This is a genomic window from Pseudolysinimonas sp., from assembly GCF_044239695.1.
Classification (GTDB): Bacteria; Actinomycetota; Actinomycetes; order Actinomycetales; family Microbacteriaceae; genus Pseudolysinimonas_A.
The window spans coordinates 1-16,059 of sequence record NZ_JBIIAW010000026.1 but is presented as its reverse complement, the minus strand read 5'-3'; the positions used below and the strand labels follow the sequence as shown (position 1 = coordinate 16,059).

Sequence of the window (16,059 nt, the reverse complement as noted above, 5' to 3'; positions counted from 1 at the left end):
ATGGGCTCCTTGGACAGCGAGATATCCAGTGTAGGCCGCTCCTACGCCGATAAGGTAGGCGCGTGCCTGAGAGTCCGCGGTTAGTGGACCTCGTGCAATTCCGGCTCGACGGCTTCCTCGCCGAACGCGGGGCGGAACTGCGCGCGATCTCCCCCGACCTCGACGTCGTGGACGACTGCGCACGTCGGCTGCTCGCGGGCGGCAAGCGCTTCCGCGCCCTGTTCTGCTACTGGGGCTGGCGCGCGGTGAGCGCGCACGCCACCGACTTCGACCCCCTCGACGACGACCCCGACGACCACGCCGACCTCGCCGCCGTCGTCTCGATCGCCGCGGGACTCGAGGCGTTCCACGCCGCCGCCCTCGTGCACGACGACATCATGGACAACTCCGACCTGCGTCGCGGGCAGCCGAGTGTGCACCGCGCGTTCGCCATCCTGCACGGCGAACGCGGGTGGGACGGCTCCCCGGACGCCTACGGGCTCTCGTCCGCGCTGCTGCTGGGCGACCTCCTCCTCGGCTGGAGCGACGAACTGGTGGATGCCGGGGTCGCCCTCGCCGGCACTCCCGGTGCCGGACGGGCGGCGCGCACCGAGTTCGGACGGATGCGCACCGAGGTGACGGCCGGTCAGTACCTCGACATCTTCGAGGAGATGGCCTGGCGCGCCCTCCCCGAGGACGAGCATCTCTCCCGCGCCCAGCGGGTCATCGTCTACAAGTCGGCGAAGTACAGCGTCGAAGCCCCGCTCGCGATCGGCGCCTCGCTCGCCGACGGCTCGCTCGCCCAGATCGCGGCCCTGCGCGACTTCGGCCTGCCGCTCGGCATCGCCTTCCAGCTTCGCGACGACCTCCTCGGCGTGTTCGGGGATCCCGCCGTCACCGGCAAGCCGGCCGGTGACGACCTCCGCGAAGGCAAGCGCACCGTGCTCGTGACGCTCGCGCGGCAGAAGCTGCCCTCATCCGCCGCCCGCGTCTTCGACGAACTACTCGGCGATCGCAGCCTCGACGCGGATCAGATCGCCATGCTGCAGACCGCCGTCCGCGACAGCGGGGCGGTCGAGCACGTCGAACGGGTCATCGCCCATCAGCTCGAGCAGGCGCGGGCCGCGCTCGCCGATGCGCCGCTGGCGCGCAGCGCACGCGACGAGCTCACGGCGCTCGCCGACGCCGTCACGCGGCGCACCAGCTAGGGCGCTGACCCGCCGCGTCAGAAGCCGAGTGCTTGCGCGACCCGACGGACTTCGGCCTTGCGCCCCGCGAGAAGCGCGTCGATCGGAGCCGCGCCGAGGACGTCGTCCTCCTCGAGCAGCCAGCGCATCGCCTCGTCGTCGGTGAAACCGGCGTCGTGCAGAACGATCACCGTGCCACGGAGTTCGCTGAGCGGCTCGCCGTCCTTGACGAAGACGGCGGGCACCTTGAGCACGCCGTCGACCCGGGCGGCGAGCAGGGAGTAGTCCTCGATCAGACGGCGTACGCGACCCTGCGGGACGCCGAGGATCTCGACGAGTTCGGGGACGGTCAGCCAGGTCCGCGGGGCGGCGGGAGCGGTCACCCCTCTAGCGTGCCACGGTCGAATGTTTCTAACTTGTAAACTACTTCAACTCCCTTCACTGTGGTTGACAGGGGTAGACATCCATGTCACGGTTACGGGGAGTGCCGACACGAATCCCCGTGGGGGTGGGGAGATTGAGGCGAGAGATGAACCACGCAGTCGACGGGGCCGGGGGGCCCTCGTCACCCTTCCCCGGGTTGACCAGAAGCCGGGCTGAAGCGCGCCATCGGATCGAGAGCCGCCGGTCGCGACTGGGGGACGGATTCCGCAAGACCCTCCCCTTCGTCCTGGCGAGTGCGATGACCGTCGGTCTCAACCTCACCGGACCGGTCGAACCGGTCCAGGCGGCCCCGAAGAAGCCTGCGAAAGCCAAATCCGACAGCGGCTCGACCACACGCGCCCTCATCGCCGCAGCCGCCGCGCGCACCGCGGGGGGCGGCGCCTCCGCCGTCGGCACCTACACCGTGCAGGCCGGCGATACCGTCGCGGCGATCGCCGGCCGCCACGGTGTCTCCACGGCATCCGTCCTGGCCGTCAACGGGCTCGGCTGGAAGTCGCTCATCTTCCCCGGGCAGGTCTTGAAACTGGCGGCCGGTGCATCCGCCGCCCCCGTCGCGACAGCCCAGGAGGGCGGTCGCTACACGATCGCCACGGGCGACACGGTCTCCCGCATCGCCGCGAAGTTCGGCGTCCCGGTCGAATCCATCCTGAGCGCCAACGGGCTGAGCTGGTCGAGCATCATCTACCCGGGCCAGACGATCGCGATCCCTGCGGCGGCGGCCCCGGCGCCGTCGATCGAGCTGGTCTCCGCGACCACGCCGACGGCCGAGAGCACGCCCGCGCCCGTCACGTCGACCTACACGATCCAGTCGGGCGACACCGTGTCCTCGATCGCGGCCCGCTTCGGGGTCAGCACGCAGGCCGTGCTCGACGCCAACGGACTGTCGGGCTCGAGCATCATCTACCCCGGGCGCACCCTCGTCATCCCGGCTGCCGGCGGCGCCTCGTCCGGGGGCACCGGAAGCGGCGGTACGAGCAGCGGAGTCACCGAGCTCACCGCCGAGCAGGAGGGCAACGCGCGCATCATCATCCAGGTCGGGCGCGAGCAGGGCGTGCCCGACTACGGCATCATCATCGCCCTCGCGACGGCGATGCAGGAGTCCAGCTTGCGGAACATCGACTACGGCGACCGCGACTCGGTCGGCCTCTTCCAGCAGCGCACGAGCACCGGCTGGGGGACGATCGACGAGATCATGAACCCCTACCATTCCGCGTTCCTCTTCTACCAAGGGCGCAGCGGGTACACCCGCGGGCTCCTCGACATCTCGGGCTGGCAGTCGATGGCGCTCACCGTCGCGGCGCAGAAGGTGCAGATCTCGGCCTACCCGAACGCCTACGCCAAATGGGAGACGAGCGCGCGATCCTGGTTCTCGGCTCTCGCCTAGGTCTGCGCCGGGTGGGGGTGTCCTCCCAGGCTCTGCCAGGGAGCGAACCTAGAATCCCAGGGTGAGTGTAGGCACCACCGATCCGATGATCGGCCGGCTGATCGACGGCCGGTATCAGGTGCGCTCCCGCATCGCCCGGGGCGGCATGGCGACGGTCTACCTCGCCACCGACCTCCGCCTGGAGCGGCGCGTCGCGGTCAAGGTCATGCACGGCCACCTGGCCGACGACAGCCAGTTCAAGCAGCGCTTCATCCAGGAGGCGCGCAGCGCCGCTCGGCTCGCGCACCCCAACGTCGTCAACGTCTTCGACCAGGGCCAGGACCACGAGTCGGCCTACCTCGTCATGGAGTACCTGCCGGGCATCACCTTGCGCGAACTGCTCGAGGAGTACGGGTCGCTGACGCCGCAGCAGATGATCGACATCACCGAAGCCGTGCTCGCCGGCCTCGGGGCCGCGCACAAAGCCGGCATCCTGCATCGCGACCTCAAGCCCGAGAACGTCCTGCTCGCCGACGACGGGCGCATCAAGATCGGCGACTTCGGGCTCGCGCGCGCGACCTCGGCGAACACGGCCACGGGGGCGGCCCTGCTCGGCACGATCGCCTATCTCTCCCCCGAACTCGTCACACGCGGGGTCGCGGACACGCGCAGCGACATCTACGCCGTCGGCATCATGATGTACGAGATGCTGACCGGCGAGCAGCCGTTCACGGGCGAACAGCCGATGCAGATCGCCTACCGGCACGCGAACGAAGCCCTCCCTGCGCCGAGTTCGAAGAATCCGAAAGTGCCGCGCGAGCTCGACGAACTGGTGCTCTGGGCGACCGCCAAGAACCCCGACGACCGGCCCGCGGACGCGCGCGCCCTGCTCGAGGAGGTGCGCGGCACCGAGGCGCTGCTCGACCTCCCAGCGGACGACCTCGGCGGCCCGCGTCGCACGCAGGTGCTGCCCGCGGCTCCCGCCCCGCGTCAGACGGCGCCGACCGGCCTTCTGGCCCCGGACCGGCCGCTCAGCGACGCGGCCACCCAGGTGCTCGGTTCCCGACGCGGCCCCGGTACGGAGCTCGCGGTCGCCGAGCCGCGCCCGCGCGCCGCGCGCACCCGGCGCTGGATCCCGATCGTCGCCGTGCTCGGGGTGCTCCTGCTCCTCGGCTCCGGCGTCGGCTGGTGGTTCGTTTTCGGCCCCGGCGCCCGGGTGACCATTCCGACGAATCTCGCCGGACAGACGGAGGAGAACGCCCGCGCGGTCCTCGCCGACCTCGGACTCACCGTCTCCGAGCAGAACGGCTCCATCCCGTCGCCGACGATCGAGATCGGCGCGGTCGCCGAGACCGATCCGGAGCTGGGGACCGCGGTCGAGCCGGGCGCGACCGTGACCCTCCTCCTCTCCGCCGGACCGCAGCTCCTGCCGATCAACCTCGACCAGGGGATGACCCAGGCGGAGGCCGAGGCGGTGGTGAACGAGCACTGGACGCTCGAGCAGACCGACACCCGGTTCCACCCCGACGTGGCCGCAGGGATGCTCATCGACGCTCTCGACGCGGCCGATGCGAGCCTTCTCGAGGCGACCGAGTACGGCGAGCTGCAGCCGATCACGCTCGTCGTGTCGGCCGGCCCGGTTCCCGACCTCGTCGGGAAGTCGGTCGACGAGGCGCGCGCCGCCCTCTCGACCGTCGGGCTGACCGTCGCGGACGGGCTCGCCCAGCGCAGCTACGACGACGACATCCCGCTCGACGCGGTGATCGGGATCGTCGACCCGGGCACCCCGCTGCGCCCCGGCGACGACGTCGGCCTCAACATCTCCAACGGCCCTGAGCCCGTGGCCGTCCCGGCGATCGTCGGGATGTCTTGGACGGACGCGCGCGCCGCGCTCGACGCCGCCGGCCTGCGGTACGCCTTCGACCGGCAGATCGACGAAGAGCTCGCGGAGGCGTTCCCCAACAGTTCGAGAGTGTCGCGCTCCAACCCCGAGCCCGGAGTGATGGCGAAGCGCGGCGACATCGTCACCGTGCGACTCACCGCCGGCTAGCTAGCGCGCGGCGAGCTCCTCGGCACTGCGCCGCTCTCTCGCCGAGGTCTCACCGGCTCGCCGAGGGCTCACCGGGCGGCGAGCTCCTCGGCGACGAGGAACGCGAGCTCCAGCGACTGCATGTGGTTGAGCCGCGGGTCGCACAGCGATTCGTACTTCGTCGCGAGCGTCGCCTCGTCGATCTGCTCCGAGCCGCCGAGGCACTCGGTGACGTCGTCACCGGTGAGCTCGATGTGGATGCCTCCGGGGAAGGTCCCCGCGTCCCGATGCGCCTCGAAGAAGCCGCGCACCTCGTCGACCACGTCGTCGAACCGGCGCGTCTTGTAGCCGGTGGGCGTCGTGAGCCCGTTGCCGTGCATCGGGTCGGTCACCCACAGCGGGGTGGCATCCATGCGCTGGATCGCCTCGAGCAGCGGCGGGAGCGCGTCGCGCACCTTGCCTGCACCCATGCGCGTGATGAAGGTGAGCCGGCCCGGCTCGCGATCGGGGTCGAGCTTGTCGATCAGGCGCTCCATGTCGTCGGCACTCGTGCTCGGGCCGAGCTTCACGCCGATGGGGTTGCGGATGCGCGAGAAGTAGTCGACGTGCGCGCCGTCGAGATCGCGCGTGCGTTCGCCGATCCAGAGGAAGTGCGCGCTCGTGTTGACCGGGGTGCCGTTGCGCGAGTCGATGCGGGTCATCGGCCGCTCGTAGTCCATGAGCAGGCCCTCGTGCGAGGTGTAGAACTCGACGCGACGCAACTCATCGAAGTCGGCACCGGCAGCTTCCATGAACTTGACGGCGCGGTCGATCTCCTTGGCGAGACCCTCGTACCGCTGGTTGGCCGGGTTCGTGGCGAAGCCCTTGTTCCAGGAGTGCACCTGGCGCAGATCGGCGAACCCGCCCTGCGTGAAGGCGCGGATGAGGTTGAGCGTCGAGGCGGCCGTGTGGTAGCCCTGCACGAGGCGGCGGGGGTCGGCGGCGCGCGACTCGGGCGTGAAGTCGTAGCCGTTGACGATGTCGCCGCGGTAGGCCGGAAGGGTGACGTCGCCGCGGGTCTCGGTGTCGCTCGATCGCGGCTTGGCGAACTGGCCCGCCATGCGACCCATCTTGACGACCGGCATCGACGCGCCGTAGGTGAGCACGACCGCCATCTGCAGCAGCGTCTTCACCCGGTTGCGGATCTGGTCGGCCGTCGCCCCGGCGAACGTCTCGGCGCAATCCCCGCCCTGCAGCAGGAAGGAGTCGCCGCGGGCAGCGCGCGCGAGTCGATCCCGAAGGATGTCGACCTCACCGGCGAAGACGAGGGGCGGGAAGGCGGCGATCTCGGCCGAGGCCGCGGTCACGGCGGCGGAGTCCGACCACTCCGGCTGCTGCTTGATCGGCAGCGTGCGCCAATAGTCGAGACCCTCGATCACGCTCGGATCAGCCGGGACGATGGTCTCTGTCGGGTCTACCACGGAAGGACTCTCTGCTGTGAGGTGACGGTGCGATCGCACCAGCCGTCCAGCCTATCCGTCACTCGGGGTCAGCGCCGCGCGGCTCCCGCTGAGCGGTTCTTCACCGAACTCGCGTAGACGTCGACGTACTCCTGACCGCTCAGTTTCGACAGCTCGTGCATGATCTCGTCGGTGATCGAGCGCAGCACGAACCGGTCGCCCTCCATCCCGTCGAACCGCGAGAAGTCCATCGGCTCCCCGATGACGACGCCGACCTTGCGCAGCTTCGGGAACTTCGTGCCGGTCGGCAGCACCTTGTCGGTGTCGATCATCGCGATCGGGAGGACCGTCGCCCCCGATTCGAGCAGCATCCGCGCGATGCCGGTGCGGCCGCGGTACAGGCGACCGTCGGGACTCCGCGTGCCCTCGGGGTAGATCCCGAGCTGTCGGCCCTGGGCGAGCACTCCGAGGCCTGCGTCGAGCGCCGCCTCCGACGCCTTGCCCCCTGACCGGTCGATCGGCACCTGGCCCACCCCGGAGAAGAAGAATCGGCTGAACCAGCCCTTCACGCCCGTGCCGGTGAAGTACTCGCTCTTGGCGAGGAACACGATGTGCCGGTCGACCAGCAGGGGCAAGAAGATCGAGTCGACGAACGAGAGGTGGTTGCTGGCGAAGATCACCGGTCCGGACTCCGGGATGTTCTCGTCGCCGACGATCCACGGCCGATAGACCGTGTGCACGAAAGGTCCGAGCAGCACGAACTTGATCAACCAGTAGAGAGGAGGCACCGAGAGCCAGCCTATTCCCGGGTGGCGGCGTGGATGCGCGCCAGGTCGGCGGCGCCGACCACGCCCGCGTCGTTGACCAGTTCGGCGACCCGGAACTCCGGCTCCGGGTGGAACCCGCGCGCCGGGAGGTGCGCGAGGAACGACTCGCGGATCGGCTCGAGGAGCAGATCGCCGGCGATCGCCACTCCCCCGCCGAAGACGAACACCTGCGGGTCCAGCACGGCGCCGATCGACGCGCACGCCTGGCCGAGCCACTCGCCGAGTTCCCGGAGGGCGGCGAGTGCGCCGACATCCCCGTCCTGGATGAGGCGCGCGATGATCGTCCCGTCGAGCACCCCGCCGTTCGCCTCGCGCGCCTGCCCGAGCGCCTGCCCGATGCCGCCGGCATCCGCGATCTCGTTGGAGAACCGCAGCAGCGCCCGGCCGGAGCCGTATTGCTCGATGCAGCCCTTCTGGCCGCAGCCGCACGGGTGACCGCCCGGGACCACCCGCAGGTGCCCGATCTCGCCGGCGGCGCCGAACCCGCCGCGCAGCAGTCGCCCGTCGGTCACGATCGCCCCGCCCACCCCGGTGCCGATCGTGAGCATCGTCATGTCGGTCGTGCCGCGCCCCGCGCCGAACCGATACTCGGCCCAGCCGGCGGCGTTGGCGTCGTTGTCGATCGTGATGTCGAGACCCGGCAGGCGCGCGGAGAGGCGGTCGCGGAAGGGCTCGCTGCGCCAGTTGATGTTGGGCGCGTAGTACACGATCGACTGACTCGCGTCGATGAAGCCGGCGGCGGCGACCCCGGCGGCCACGATCTGCTGGCCGTCGCCGAGCTCGCGGACGAGCTCCACGACGACGTCGACGATCGCCGCGGGATCGCCTGCGGGCGTCGGGCGCCGCTCGAGACGCAGGATGCCTCCCGCCTCGTTGACGAGGGCCCCGGCGACCTTCGTGCCTCCGATGTCGATTCCGATGGCGTGCACCGAGCCAGCCTAATTCCGTGAGAACTCCGAATTCCCCCAGGTAAGCTCGCAGGAACCATTTCCCCGGCCCAAAGGAGTCGCCGTGAAAGAGAACTTCACCCCGCTCGTCGTCCAGCCCGACCCGGACGCGAACATCACGTACCTGCTCGAGGAGCGGGTGGCCGAGACCCCGAACAACGCGCTGTTCGCGCTGCCCACCGCCGACGGCGGCTGGTCGGACGTCACGGCGGCCGAGTTCAAGCAGCAGGTCGTGGCGCTGGCGAAGGGGTTCATCGCCGCGGGAGTGAAGCCCGGCGACAAGATCGGCTTCATGTGCAAGGTCCGCTACGAGTGGACGCTCGTCGACTTCGCGATCGCGTACGCCGGGGCCATCGTCGTCCCCATCTACGAGACCTCGTCGCCGTCGCAGGTGCAGTACATCCTCACCGACTCGGGTGCCACCGGCATCATCGTGGAGACTGCCGAGCACTTCACCCGGTTCGACGAGATCCGCGGCGATGCTCCGGATGTCGAGAAGGTGTGGCAGATGCACCTGGGCGACCTCGAGAAGCTCGCCGCCTCCGGGACCGGGGTGAGCGATGCCGACCTCGAGAAGCGCCGCACCACCGCCAAAGCCAAGGACATGGCGACCCTGATCTACACGTCGGGCTCGACCGGCACCCCGAAGGGCTGCATCCTCACCCACTCCAACTTCGTCGACCTGAGCCGCAACGCCGCGGTCGCCATGTCGGAGGTCGTGCAGACGCCGGGCGCATCCACGCTCCTGTTCATCACCACCGCCCACGTGTTCGCGCGCTTCATCTCGATGCTGTCGATCCATGCGGGAGTCAAGGTCGGACACCAGGCCGACACGAAGAAGCTCGTCGAGTCGCTCGGCTCGTTCAAGCCGACCTTCCTCCTCGCGGTCCCCCGCGTCTTCGAGAAGGTCTACAACTCGGCCGAGCAGAAGGCCGTCGCCGGGGGCAAGGGCAACATCTTCGCGAAGGCGGTGGACACCGCGATCGAGCACTCGAAGGCTCTCGACGCCGGCAAGGTGCCGCTCGGCTTGAAGATCAAGTTCGCGCTGTTCGACCGCCTCGTCTACAGCAAGCTCAAGGCCGTCATGGGCGGCAACGTGAAGTTCGCCGTTTCGGGCGGTGCCCCGCTCGGCGCGCGTCTGGGTCACTTCTTCCGCAGCCTCGACGTGAAGATCCTCGAAGGCTACGGGCTCACCGAGACGTCGGCGCCGGCCACGGTCAACCGCACGGAGAAGTTCAAGATCGGCAAGGTCGGCCCCGCGCTCCCCGGCAACGGCATCAAGATCGCCGACGACGGCGAGGTGCTCGTGAAGGGCATCGCCGTGTTCGACGGCTACTGGAAGAACGAGAAGGCCACGAAGGAGACCTTCGACGGCGAGTGGTTCAAGACGGGCGACCTCGGCGAACTGGATGAGGACGGCTACCTGTCGATCACCGGTCGCAAGAAGGAGATCATCGTCACCGCCGCCGGCAAGAACGTGTCCCCGGCCCAGCTCGAGGACCCGATCCGGGCCAACCCGATCATCGGGCAGGTCGTCGTCGTCGGCGAGCAGAAGCCGTTCATCTCGGCCCTCGTCACGCTCGACTCCGAGATGCTCCCGCCGTGGCTCAACAGCAACGGCGAGGCCGCCGACATGTCGCTCGCCGACGCGGCCGTGAACCCGAAGGTCATCGCCGAGGTGCAGAAGGCGGTGGATGCCGCCAACTCCAAGGTTTCGCGCGCGGAGTCGATCCGCAAGTTCACGATCCTCAGCACCGAGTTCACGGAGGGGTCGGGTCACCTCACGCCGAAGATGTCGATCAAGCGCGGGCCGATCATGAAGGACTTCGCCACCCAGGTGGAGGCGATGTACGAGCAGCCCGCCACCAAGGGCGAGAGCCTGGTGCACTAGACCCGACGTCTCGAAGAGCCGTCGTCCTCCGGGGCGGCGGCTCTTCGCATCCCTACGGCTGCTGGAACCAGGGCGCCTGGCGGATCGCCCGCATGGCTTCTCGCTTCACCTCGGGCTCGAGACCTTCGATGTAGAGCTTGCCGTCCAGGTGGTCGCACTCGTGCTGGAGCGCTTGCGCCATGAGCCCCTCACCGGAGACCTCGACCGGTTCGCCGTCGGCGTCGACGCCGGTGACGCGCGCCCACGGGTGCCGCAGCCGCGGGAAGAAGAACCCGGGCACCGACAGGCAGCCCTCGTCGACGAGTTCGGGATCGCCCGCCACTTCGAGCACCGGGTTGAGCACGTAGCCGATCTCGCCGTCGATGTTGTAGCTGAAGCCGCGGAGACCGACCCCGATCTGGTTGGCGGCGACGCCGGCCCGTCCGGGCGGGGTGACCGTGTCGACGAGGTCCTCCGCGAGGGCGGCGAGTCGAGGATCCCCCGGGGTGACCACGATCGGATCCGTGGGCGAGCGGAGTACGGGGTCGCCGAAGAGGCGGATCTGGCGTTCGGTCACGCGCGGTCGCCCAGCCCGTCGACGACGACCGCGGCGAGCTCGCGCGCCGAGGCGCGGGTGAACGGCCGCAGCGCCTCGAAGCGCACGATCGAGCCGGCGGCGAGTTCAGGGTCGTACGGGATGCGGACGACCGCACGCACGCGCGAGCGGAAGTGCTCCTCGATGTCGTGGAGTTTGTCGAGGTCGGTGCCCTGCGTCGATGCGTTGAGGGCGACGACGGCGTTCGCGACGAGCGCTCCGTAGTTGTTCGCCTCCAGCCAGGTGAGGGTCTCCGACGCGAGACGTGCCTCGTCGATGCTCCCGCCGGAGACGACCACCACGGCATCCGCCCGCTGGAGGGTGGCGCGCATGACGGAGTGGACCACGCCCGTGCCGCTGTCGGTGACGACGACGCCGTAGTGCGGCGCGACGACGTCGGCGACGACGTTGTAGCCGTCCTCGTCGAAGGCTTCGGCGAGCAGCGGGTCGGAGTCCGAGGCGGCGACGTCGAGACCGGTGATGTCACGGGAGAGGTGGCTCGACAGTTCGTCGAATCCGCCGAGGTCGGGCGCGTGCAGCACGACATCGCGCACCGTCGAGCGGGTCTGCTTCGTGACGCGGTCGGCGAGGGTGCCGCGATCGGGGTTGGCGTCGATCGCCAGCACGCGGTCCGCGCGCACATCGGCCAGCGCCATCCCGAGCAGCGTCGTGATCGTGGTCTTGCCGACGCCGCCCTTGCGGCTGAGGACGGGGACGAACCGCGGGCCGTCGCCGAACGGCTGCGCGATGCGCGCATCGAGCGCCTTGCGGGCCCGCACGGTTCGGGAGTCGCCGAGGTTGACGAGATGCAGGGTCGCGCCGTAGACGAACGTCGGCCACGACCCCTCGGGACGCGGCTTACGACCCGGCTTGAGCGGCTTGGCCGCCTTCTTCGGGACGACCTCCGCCGCCGCCGGGGGCTCCGGATGCTCGGGCAGCGGCACGATCTCGACCGGGGTCTCGGTCTCGTCGGCGGGCTCGGCGTTCGTCGGCACGGCGGACGTGACGATCTCGATCGACATCGTCGGAGCCGTCGGACCGACCGCGGGATGGGCGGCGATGCGGTCGAGGGCGACCATCGCCTCGTCCTCCGGCGCCTCGTGCACGGGCTCCGGCAGGTGGAGGTCGACCGTCAGACTCGACGGCAGCGCCGTTGCGAGATCGTCGTTCTGGTCTTTGCGCATCCTTCTATTCGACCACGATCAGGAGGTCTCCCGCCTCCACCTGCTGTGTCGCGCGGATCGCGAGGCGTTTCACGGTGCCCGCGACGGGGCTCGTGATCGCCGCTTCCATCTTCATCGCCTCGATCGACGCGATCGGCTGGCCGACCGTCACGGTGTCGCCGTCGGCGACCTTGAGGGTCACGACGCCCGAGAACGGGGCGGCGATCTGGCCGGGCACGGACGCGTCGGCCTTCTCCACCGTGCTCACTTCGACCTTGATGGACCGGTCGCGCACGAGGATCGGACGCAGCTGACCGTTGATCGTCGTCATGACGCTCCGCATGCCCTGTTCGTCGGGCTCGCCGATCGCCTCGAGGCTGAGCAGGAGGTCGACGCCCGGCCCGAGCGAGACCGCGTGCTCGACCCCGGTGCGCAGCCCGTAGAGGTAGTCGAGGGTCGGAACACCGGAGAGGTCGCCGTACTGCTCGCGCACCTGTTCGAAGGCCGCGGTCGGAGCCGCGAAGAGCAGCCGGTTGAGCGCCGAGCGGCGACCGGCGGCGTCGCCGTCGAGGGCGGCCTGGTCCTCGGGAGTGATCGGGGTCGTGCCGATCTTGATGTCACGCCCCTCGAGAACCTTGGAGCGGAAGGGCTCGGGCCAGCCGCCGGGAAGGTCGCCGAGTTCGCCCGCCATGAAGCCGACGACCGAGTCCGGGATGTCGTACTTGGCCGGATTCTGCTCGAAGTCGGCCGGGTCGGCGTCGGCCGCGACGAGGGCGAGGGCGAGGTCGCCGACCACCTTCGACGAGGGCGTCACCTTCGGCGGACGCCCGAGGATGCGGTTGGCCGCCGCGTAGGCATCCTCCACCTTCTCGAACTGGTCGCCGAGGCCGAGCGCGATCGCCTGCTGGCGCAGGTTCGAGAGTTGGCCCCCCGGGATCTCGTGCTTGTAGACGCGCCCCGTCGGGCCCGGAAGTCCGGACTCGAACGGCTTGTAGGCGCGGCGCACGGCCTCCCAGTACGGTTCGAGGTCTTCGACGGCGGAGAGCGAGATCCCCGTGTCCCGGTCGGTGTGCACGGTCGCGGCCACGAGCGCCGAGAGACTCGGCTGGCTCGTGGTGCCCGCCATCGGCGCGGACGCGGCGTCGACGGCATCCGCCCCCGCCCGGCTCGCGGCGAGGAGCGTCGCCAACTGGCCGCCCGCCGTGTCGTGCGTGTGCACGTGCACGGGCAGGTCGAAGTTCGCACGCAGCGCGGTCACGAGCTTCTCGGCGGCACCGGCACGGAGCAGGCCCGCCATGTCCTTGATCGCCAGGATGTGGGCTCCGCGGGCGACCATCTTCTCGGCGAGCTTCAGGTAGTAGTCGAGCGTGTAGAGGTCTTCGGCCGGGTCGAGCAGGTCGCCGGTGTAGCAGAGGGCGACCTCGGCGACGGCGCTGCCGGTGGCGAGCACCGCGTCGATCGCCGGCGTCATCTGGTCGACGTCGTTGAGGGCGTCGAAGATGCGGAAGATGTCGACCCCGCTCGCGGCCGCCTCGGTGACGAACGCGTCGGTCACCTCGGTCGGGTACGGCGTGTAGCCGACCGTGTTGCGGCCGCGCAGCAGCATCTGGATGGCGACGTTCGGCAGGGCCTCGCGCATCGCCGCGAGGCGCTCCCACGGGTCCTCGCCGAGGAACCGCAGGGCGACGTCGTAGGTCGCCCCGCCCCAGGCCTCGACCGAGAGCAGTCCGGGCGTGAGCCGGGCGACGTGCGGCAGCACGGCGACGAGGTCCTTCGTGCGCACCCGGGTGGCGAGCAGCGACTGGTGGGCGTCGCGGAAGGTCGTGTCGGTGACGGCGAGCGGCGTCTGCGCGCGCAGCGCGGCGGCGAAGCCCACCGGTCCGAGCTCCCGCAGCTTCTGCCGGGACCCGTCGGGCGCCGGCGCCTCGAGGTCGACGCTCGGCAGCTTCAGCGCCGGGTCGATCGCGCCCGCGCCGTCACCGTTCGGCTGGTTGACGGTGACGTCGGCGAGCCAGGAGAGGATCTTCGAGCCGCGGTCCTTCGACTCGTGGCCGCGCACCAGCCACGGCCGCTCCTCGATGAACGCCGTCGAGAGGTCGCCGGCCTGGAAGTCGGCGTCTTCGAGCACCGCCTGGAGGAACGGGATGTTGGTGGTCACCCCGCGGAGACGGAACTCGGCGAGGCCGCGACGCGCGCGGCGAACGGCGGTGGCGAAGTCACGGCCGCGGCAGGTCATCTTCACGAGCATCGAGTCGAAGTGCGGCGACACCTGCGCCCCCGCGGCGACCGTGCCGCCGTCGAGACGCACCCCGGCGCCGCCCGGCGACCGGTAGGTGGTGATCTTGCCCGTGTCGGGACGGAACCCGGCGGCCGGGTCCTCCGTCGTGATGCGGCACTGGAGCGCCGCGCCGTGGAGCTGCACGGTGTCCTGGGAGAGGCCGAGCTCGGCGAGGGTCTCCCCCGACGCGATGCGCATCTGCGACTGGACGAGGTCGACATCCGTCACCTCTTCGGTGACCGTGTGCTCGACCTGGATGCGGGGGTTCATCTCGATGAAGACGTGCTGACCCTTGCGGTCCCCCGCGGTGTCGAGCAGGAACTCGACGGTTCCCGCGTTGACATAGCCGATCGACTTGGCGAACGCGACGGCATCCCGGAACATCGCCTGGCGGATGCTGTCGTCGAGGTTCGGCGCCGGCGCGATCTCGACCACCTTCTGGTGGCGGCGCTGCACCGAGCAGTCGCGTTCGAACAGGTGAATGGTCTCGCCGCTGCCGTCGGCGAGGATCTGCACCTCGATGTGGCGGGGGCGCACGACCGCCTGCTCGATGAACATCGTCGGGTCGCCGAACGCGCTGTCGGCTTCGCGCATCGCGGCCTCGAGGGCCTCGCGCAGGTCCTCCTTCTTGTCGACGCGGCGCATCCCGCGTCCGCCACCGCCCGCGACGGCCTTCGCGAAGACCGGGAAGCCGATCTCGTCGGCGCCCGCGAGCAGCACCTCGATGTCGGTCGTCGCGGGGGTCGACTTCAGCACCGGCACCCCCGCCGAGATGGCGTGCTCCTTCGCCGTCACCTTGTTGCCGGCCATCTCGAGCACGTGCTGACCCGGGCCGATGAAGGTGATGCCCTTCGCCGCGGCCGCGGCGGCCAGGTCGGGGTTCTCGGACAGGAATCCGTATCCCGGGTAGATCGCGTCGGCCCCGGACTCCACCGCGACCCGGATGATCTCGTCGACGTCGAGGTAGGCCCGCACGGGGTGGCCTTCCTCACCGATCTGGTACGCCTCGTCGGCCTTCAGCCGGTGCAGGGAGTTCCGATCCTCGTAGGGGTAGACGGCCACCGTCTTCGCCCCGAGCTCGTAAGCGGCGCGGAACGCCCGGATCGCGATCTCACCGCGGTTCGCGACCAGGATCTTGCGGAACATGGAGTCCTTTCGGCGGAGGGCTGCGACGTGGCGGTGACGCTGCTCCCAGGGTACTGAAGGTAGGCTCCCTCATCATGCACGTGCTCAGCGTCAGCTCCCTCAAGGGGGGCGTGGGGAAGACCACGGTGACGCTCGGACTCGCCTCCGCGGCTTTCGCGAAGGGGCTCTCGACCCTGGTCGTCGACCTCGATCCGCAGTCGGATGTCTCCACCGGGATGGACATCGATGTCGCCGGACATCTCAACGTCGCGGACGTGCTCGCCTCGCCGAAAGAGAAGATCGTCCGCTCGGCGATCGCCACGAGCGGCTGGACGAAGGGCCGGCAGGGCGTCGTCGACGTGATGATCGGCTCCCCGTCCGCCATCAACTTCGACGGACCGCACCCCAGCATCCGCGACATCTGGAAGCTCGAAGAGGCGCTCGCCCACGTCGAACGCGACTACGAGCTCGTGCTGATCGACTGCGCACCGTCGCTCAACGCGCTCACCCGCACCGCGTGGGCCGCGTCCGACCGGGTCGGCGTCGTCACCGAGCCGGGCCTGTTCTCCGTCGCCGCCGCCGACCGCGCGCTGCGTGCCATCGAGGAGATCCGCCGCGGCCTCTCCCCCCGGCTCCAGCCCCTCGGCATCATCGTCAACCGGGCCCGCGTGCAGTCCCTCGAGCACCAGTTCCGCATCAAGGAACTGCGCGACATGTTCGGCCCCCTCGTGCTGAGCCCCCAGCTCCCGGAGCGCACCTCCCTGCAGCAGGCCCAGGGCGCCGCGAAGCCCCTGCACATCTGGCCCGGCGACG

General features: G+C 70.0%; 12 protein-coding genes. 5 read left to right on the top strand and 7 right to left on the bottom strand.

The window, feature by feature from the left end; all coding sequences use genetic code 11:
• The first annotated feature begins 62 nt into the window (after nucleotides 1–62).
• On the top strand, nucleotides 63–1,187 hold the full coding sequence (locus ACILQS_RS06020) for a polyprenyl synthetase family protein (RefSeq protein ID WP_395639209.1): 1,125 nt from the start codon (nucleotides 63–65) through the stop codon (nucleotides 1,185–1,187).
• A 17-nt stretch (nucleotides 1,188–1,204) separates the two neighbouring features.
• On the opposite strand, the gene ACILQS_RS06015 is transcribed toward ACILQS_RS06020, so the two are convergent.
• Nucleotides 1,205–1,549, bottom strand: a complete 345-nt coding sequence (locus ACILQS_RS06015; RefSeq protein ID WP_395639208.1) for an Rv2175c family DNA-binding protein — start codon at nucleotides 1,547–1,549, stop codon at nucleotides 1,205–1,207.
• 299 nt (nucleotides 1,550–1,848) lie between these two features.
• Between ACILQS_RS06015 and ACILQS_RS06010 the strand changes: the two genes are divergently transcribed.
• Together ACILQS_RS06010 and pknB are read left to right on the top strand one after the other, a co-directional pair.
• Entirely contained in the window at nucleotides 1,849–2,994 is a 1,146-nt protein-coding gene (locus tag ACILQS_RS06010; protein WP_395639207.1) for a LysM peptidoglycan-binding domain-containing protein, read from the top strand.
• 61 nt (nucleotides 2,995–3,055) lie between these two features.
• A complete protein-coding gene (pknB, locus tag ACILQS_RS06005; protein ID WP_395639206.1) occupies nucleotides 3,056–5,023 on the top strand; it encodes a Stk1 family PASTA domain-containing Ser/Thr kinase in 1,968 nt (655 codons plus the stop codon).
• Between the two features lie 68 nt (nucleotides 5,024–5,091).
• Here the strand turns inward: pknB and ACILQS_RS06000 are convergent, their stop codons facing one another.
• The 3 genes from ACILQS_RS06000 to ACILQS_RS05990 form a co-directional block, all read right to left on the bottom strand.
• Nucleotides 5,092–6,462: a class II 3-deoxy-7-phosphoheptulonate synthase gene (locus ACILQS_RS06000; RefSeq protein ID WP_395639205.1), complete on the bottom strand. Its 1,371-nt coding sequence runs from the start codon at nucleotides 6,460–6,462 to the stop codon at nucleotides 5,092–5,094.
• Between the two features lie 68 nt (nucleotides 6,463–6,530).
• Complete coding sequence (locus tag ACILQS_RS05995; RefSeq protein ID WP_395639204.1) at nucleotides 6,531–7,229, bottom strand: lysophospholipid acyltransferase family protein; 699 nt, start codon at nucleotides 7,227–7,229, stop codon at nucleotides 6,531–6,533.
• A gap of 11 nt (nucleotides 7,230–7,240) precedes the next feature.
• A complete protein-coding gene (locus ACILQS_RS05990) occupies nucleotides 7,241–8,197 on the bottom strand; it encodes an ROK family protein (RefSeq protein WP_395639203.1) in 957 nt (318 codons plus the stop codon).
• 82 nt (nucleotides 8,198–8,279) lie between these two features.
• Here ACILQS_RS05990 and ACILQS_RS05985 point away from each other — a divergent pair, with 82 nt between their 5' ends.
• Nucleotides 8,280–10,106, top strand: coding sequence for an AMP-dependent synthetase/ligase (locus ACILQS_RS05985; RefSeq protein ID WP_395639202.1), 1,827 nt, complete (start codon nucleotides 8,280–8,282; stop codon nucleotides 10,104–10,106).
• Between the two features lie 52 nt (nucleotides 10,107–10,158).
• Here the strand turns inward: ACILQS_RS05985 and ACILQS_RS05980 are convergent, their stop codons facing one another.
• From ACILQS_RS05980 to ACILQS_RS05970, 3 genes are read right to left on the bottom strand one after another with little or no spacing between them, the layout of a single operon-like run.
• On the bottom strand, nucleotides 10,159–10,662 hold the full coding sequence (locus ACILQS_RS05980; RefSeq protein ID WP_395639201.1) for a peptide deformylase: 504 nt from the start codon (nucleotides 10,660–10,662) through the stop codon (nucleotides 10,159–10,161).
• Nucleotides 10,659–11,864, bottom strand: a complete 1,206-nt coding sequence (locus tag ACILQS_RS05975; protein ID WP_395639200.1) for an AAA family ATPase — start codon at nucleotides 11,862–11,864, stop codon at nucleotides 10,659–10,661. The genes ACILQS_RS05980 and ACILQS_RS05975 overlap by 4 nt, the downstream gene beginning before the upstream one ends.
• Nucleotides 11,865–11,868: 4 nt before the next feature.
• Nucleotides 11,869–15,267 carry a pyruvate carboxylase gene (locus ACILQS_RS05970; RefSeq protein ID WP_395639199.1) on the bottom strand — a complete coding sequence of 1,133 codons (3,399 nt, stop codon included), beginning with the start codon at nucleotides 15,265–15,267 and terminating at the stop codon, nucleotides 11,869–11,871.
• A 74-nt stretch (nucleotides 15,268–15,341) separates the two neighbouring features.
• On the opposite strand from ACILQS_RS05970, the gene ACILQS_RS05965 reads away from it, so the two are divergent.
• On the top strand, nucleotides 15,342–16,059 hold a 718-nt coding region (locus ACILQS_RS05965), incomplete at its 3' end, for a ParA family protein (protein ID WP_395639198.1).

What these genes read in the sequence shown, in the direction of transcription:
- ACILQS_RS05970 (WP_395639199.1), bottom strand. Translation starts at nt 15,267, where the DNA reads ATGTTCCGCAAGATCCTGGTCGCGAACCGCGGTGAGATCGCGATCCGG.
- ACILQS_RS05975 (WP_395639200.1), bottom strand. Translation starts at nt 11,864, where the DNA reads ATGCGCAAAGACCAGAACGACGATCTCGCAACGGCGCTGCCGTCGAGT.
- ACILQS_RS06010 (WP_395639207.1), top strand. Translation starts at nt 1,849, where the DNA reads ATGACCGTCGGTCTCAACCTCACCGGACCGGTCGAACCGGTCCAGGCG.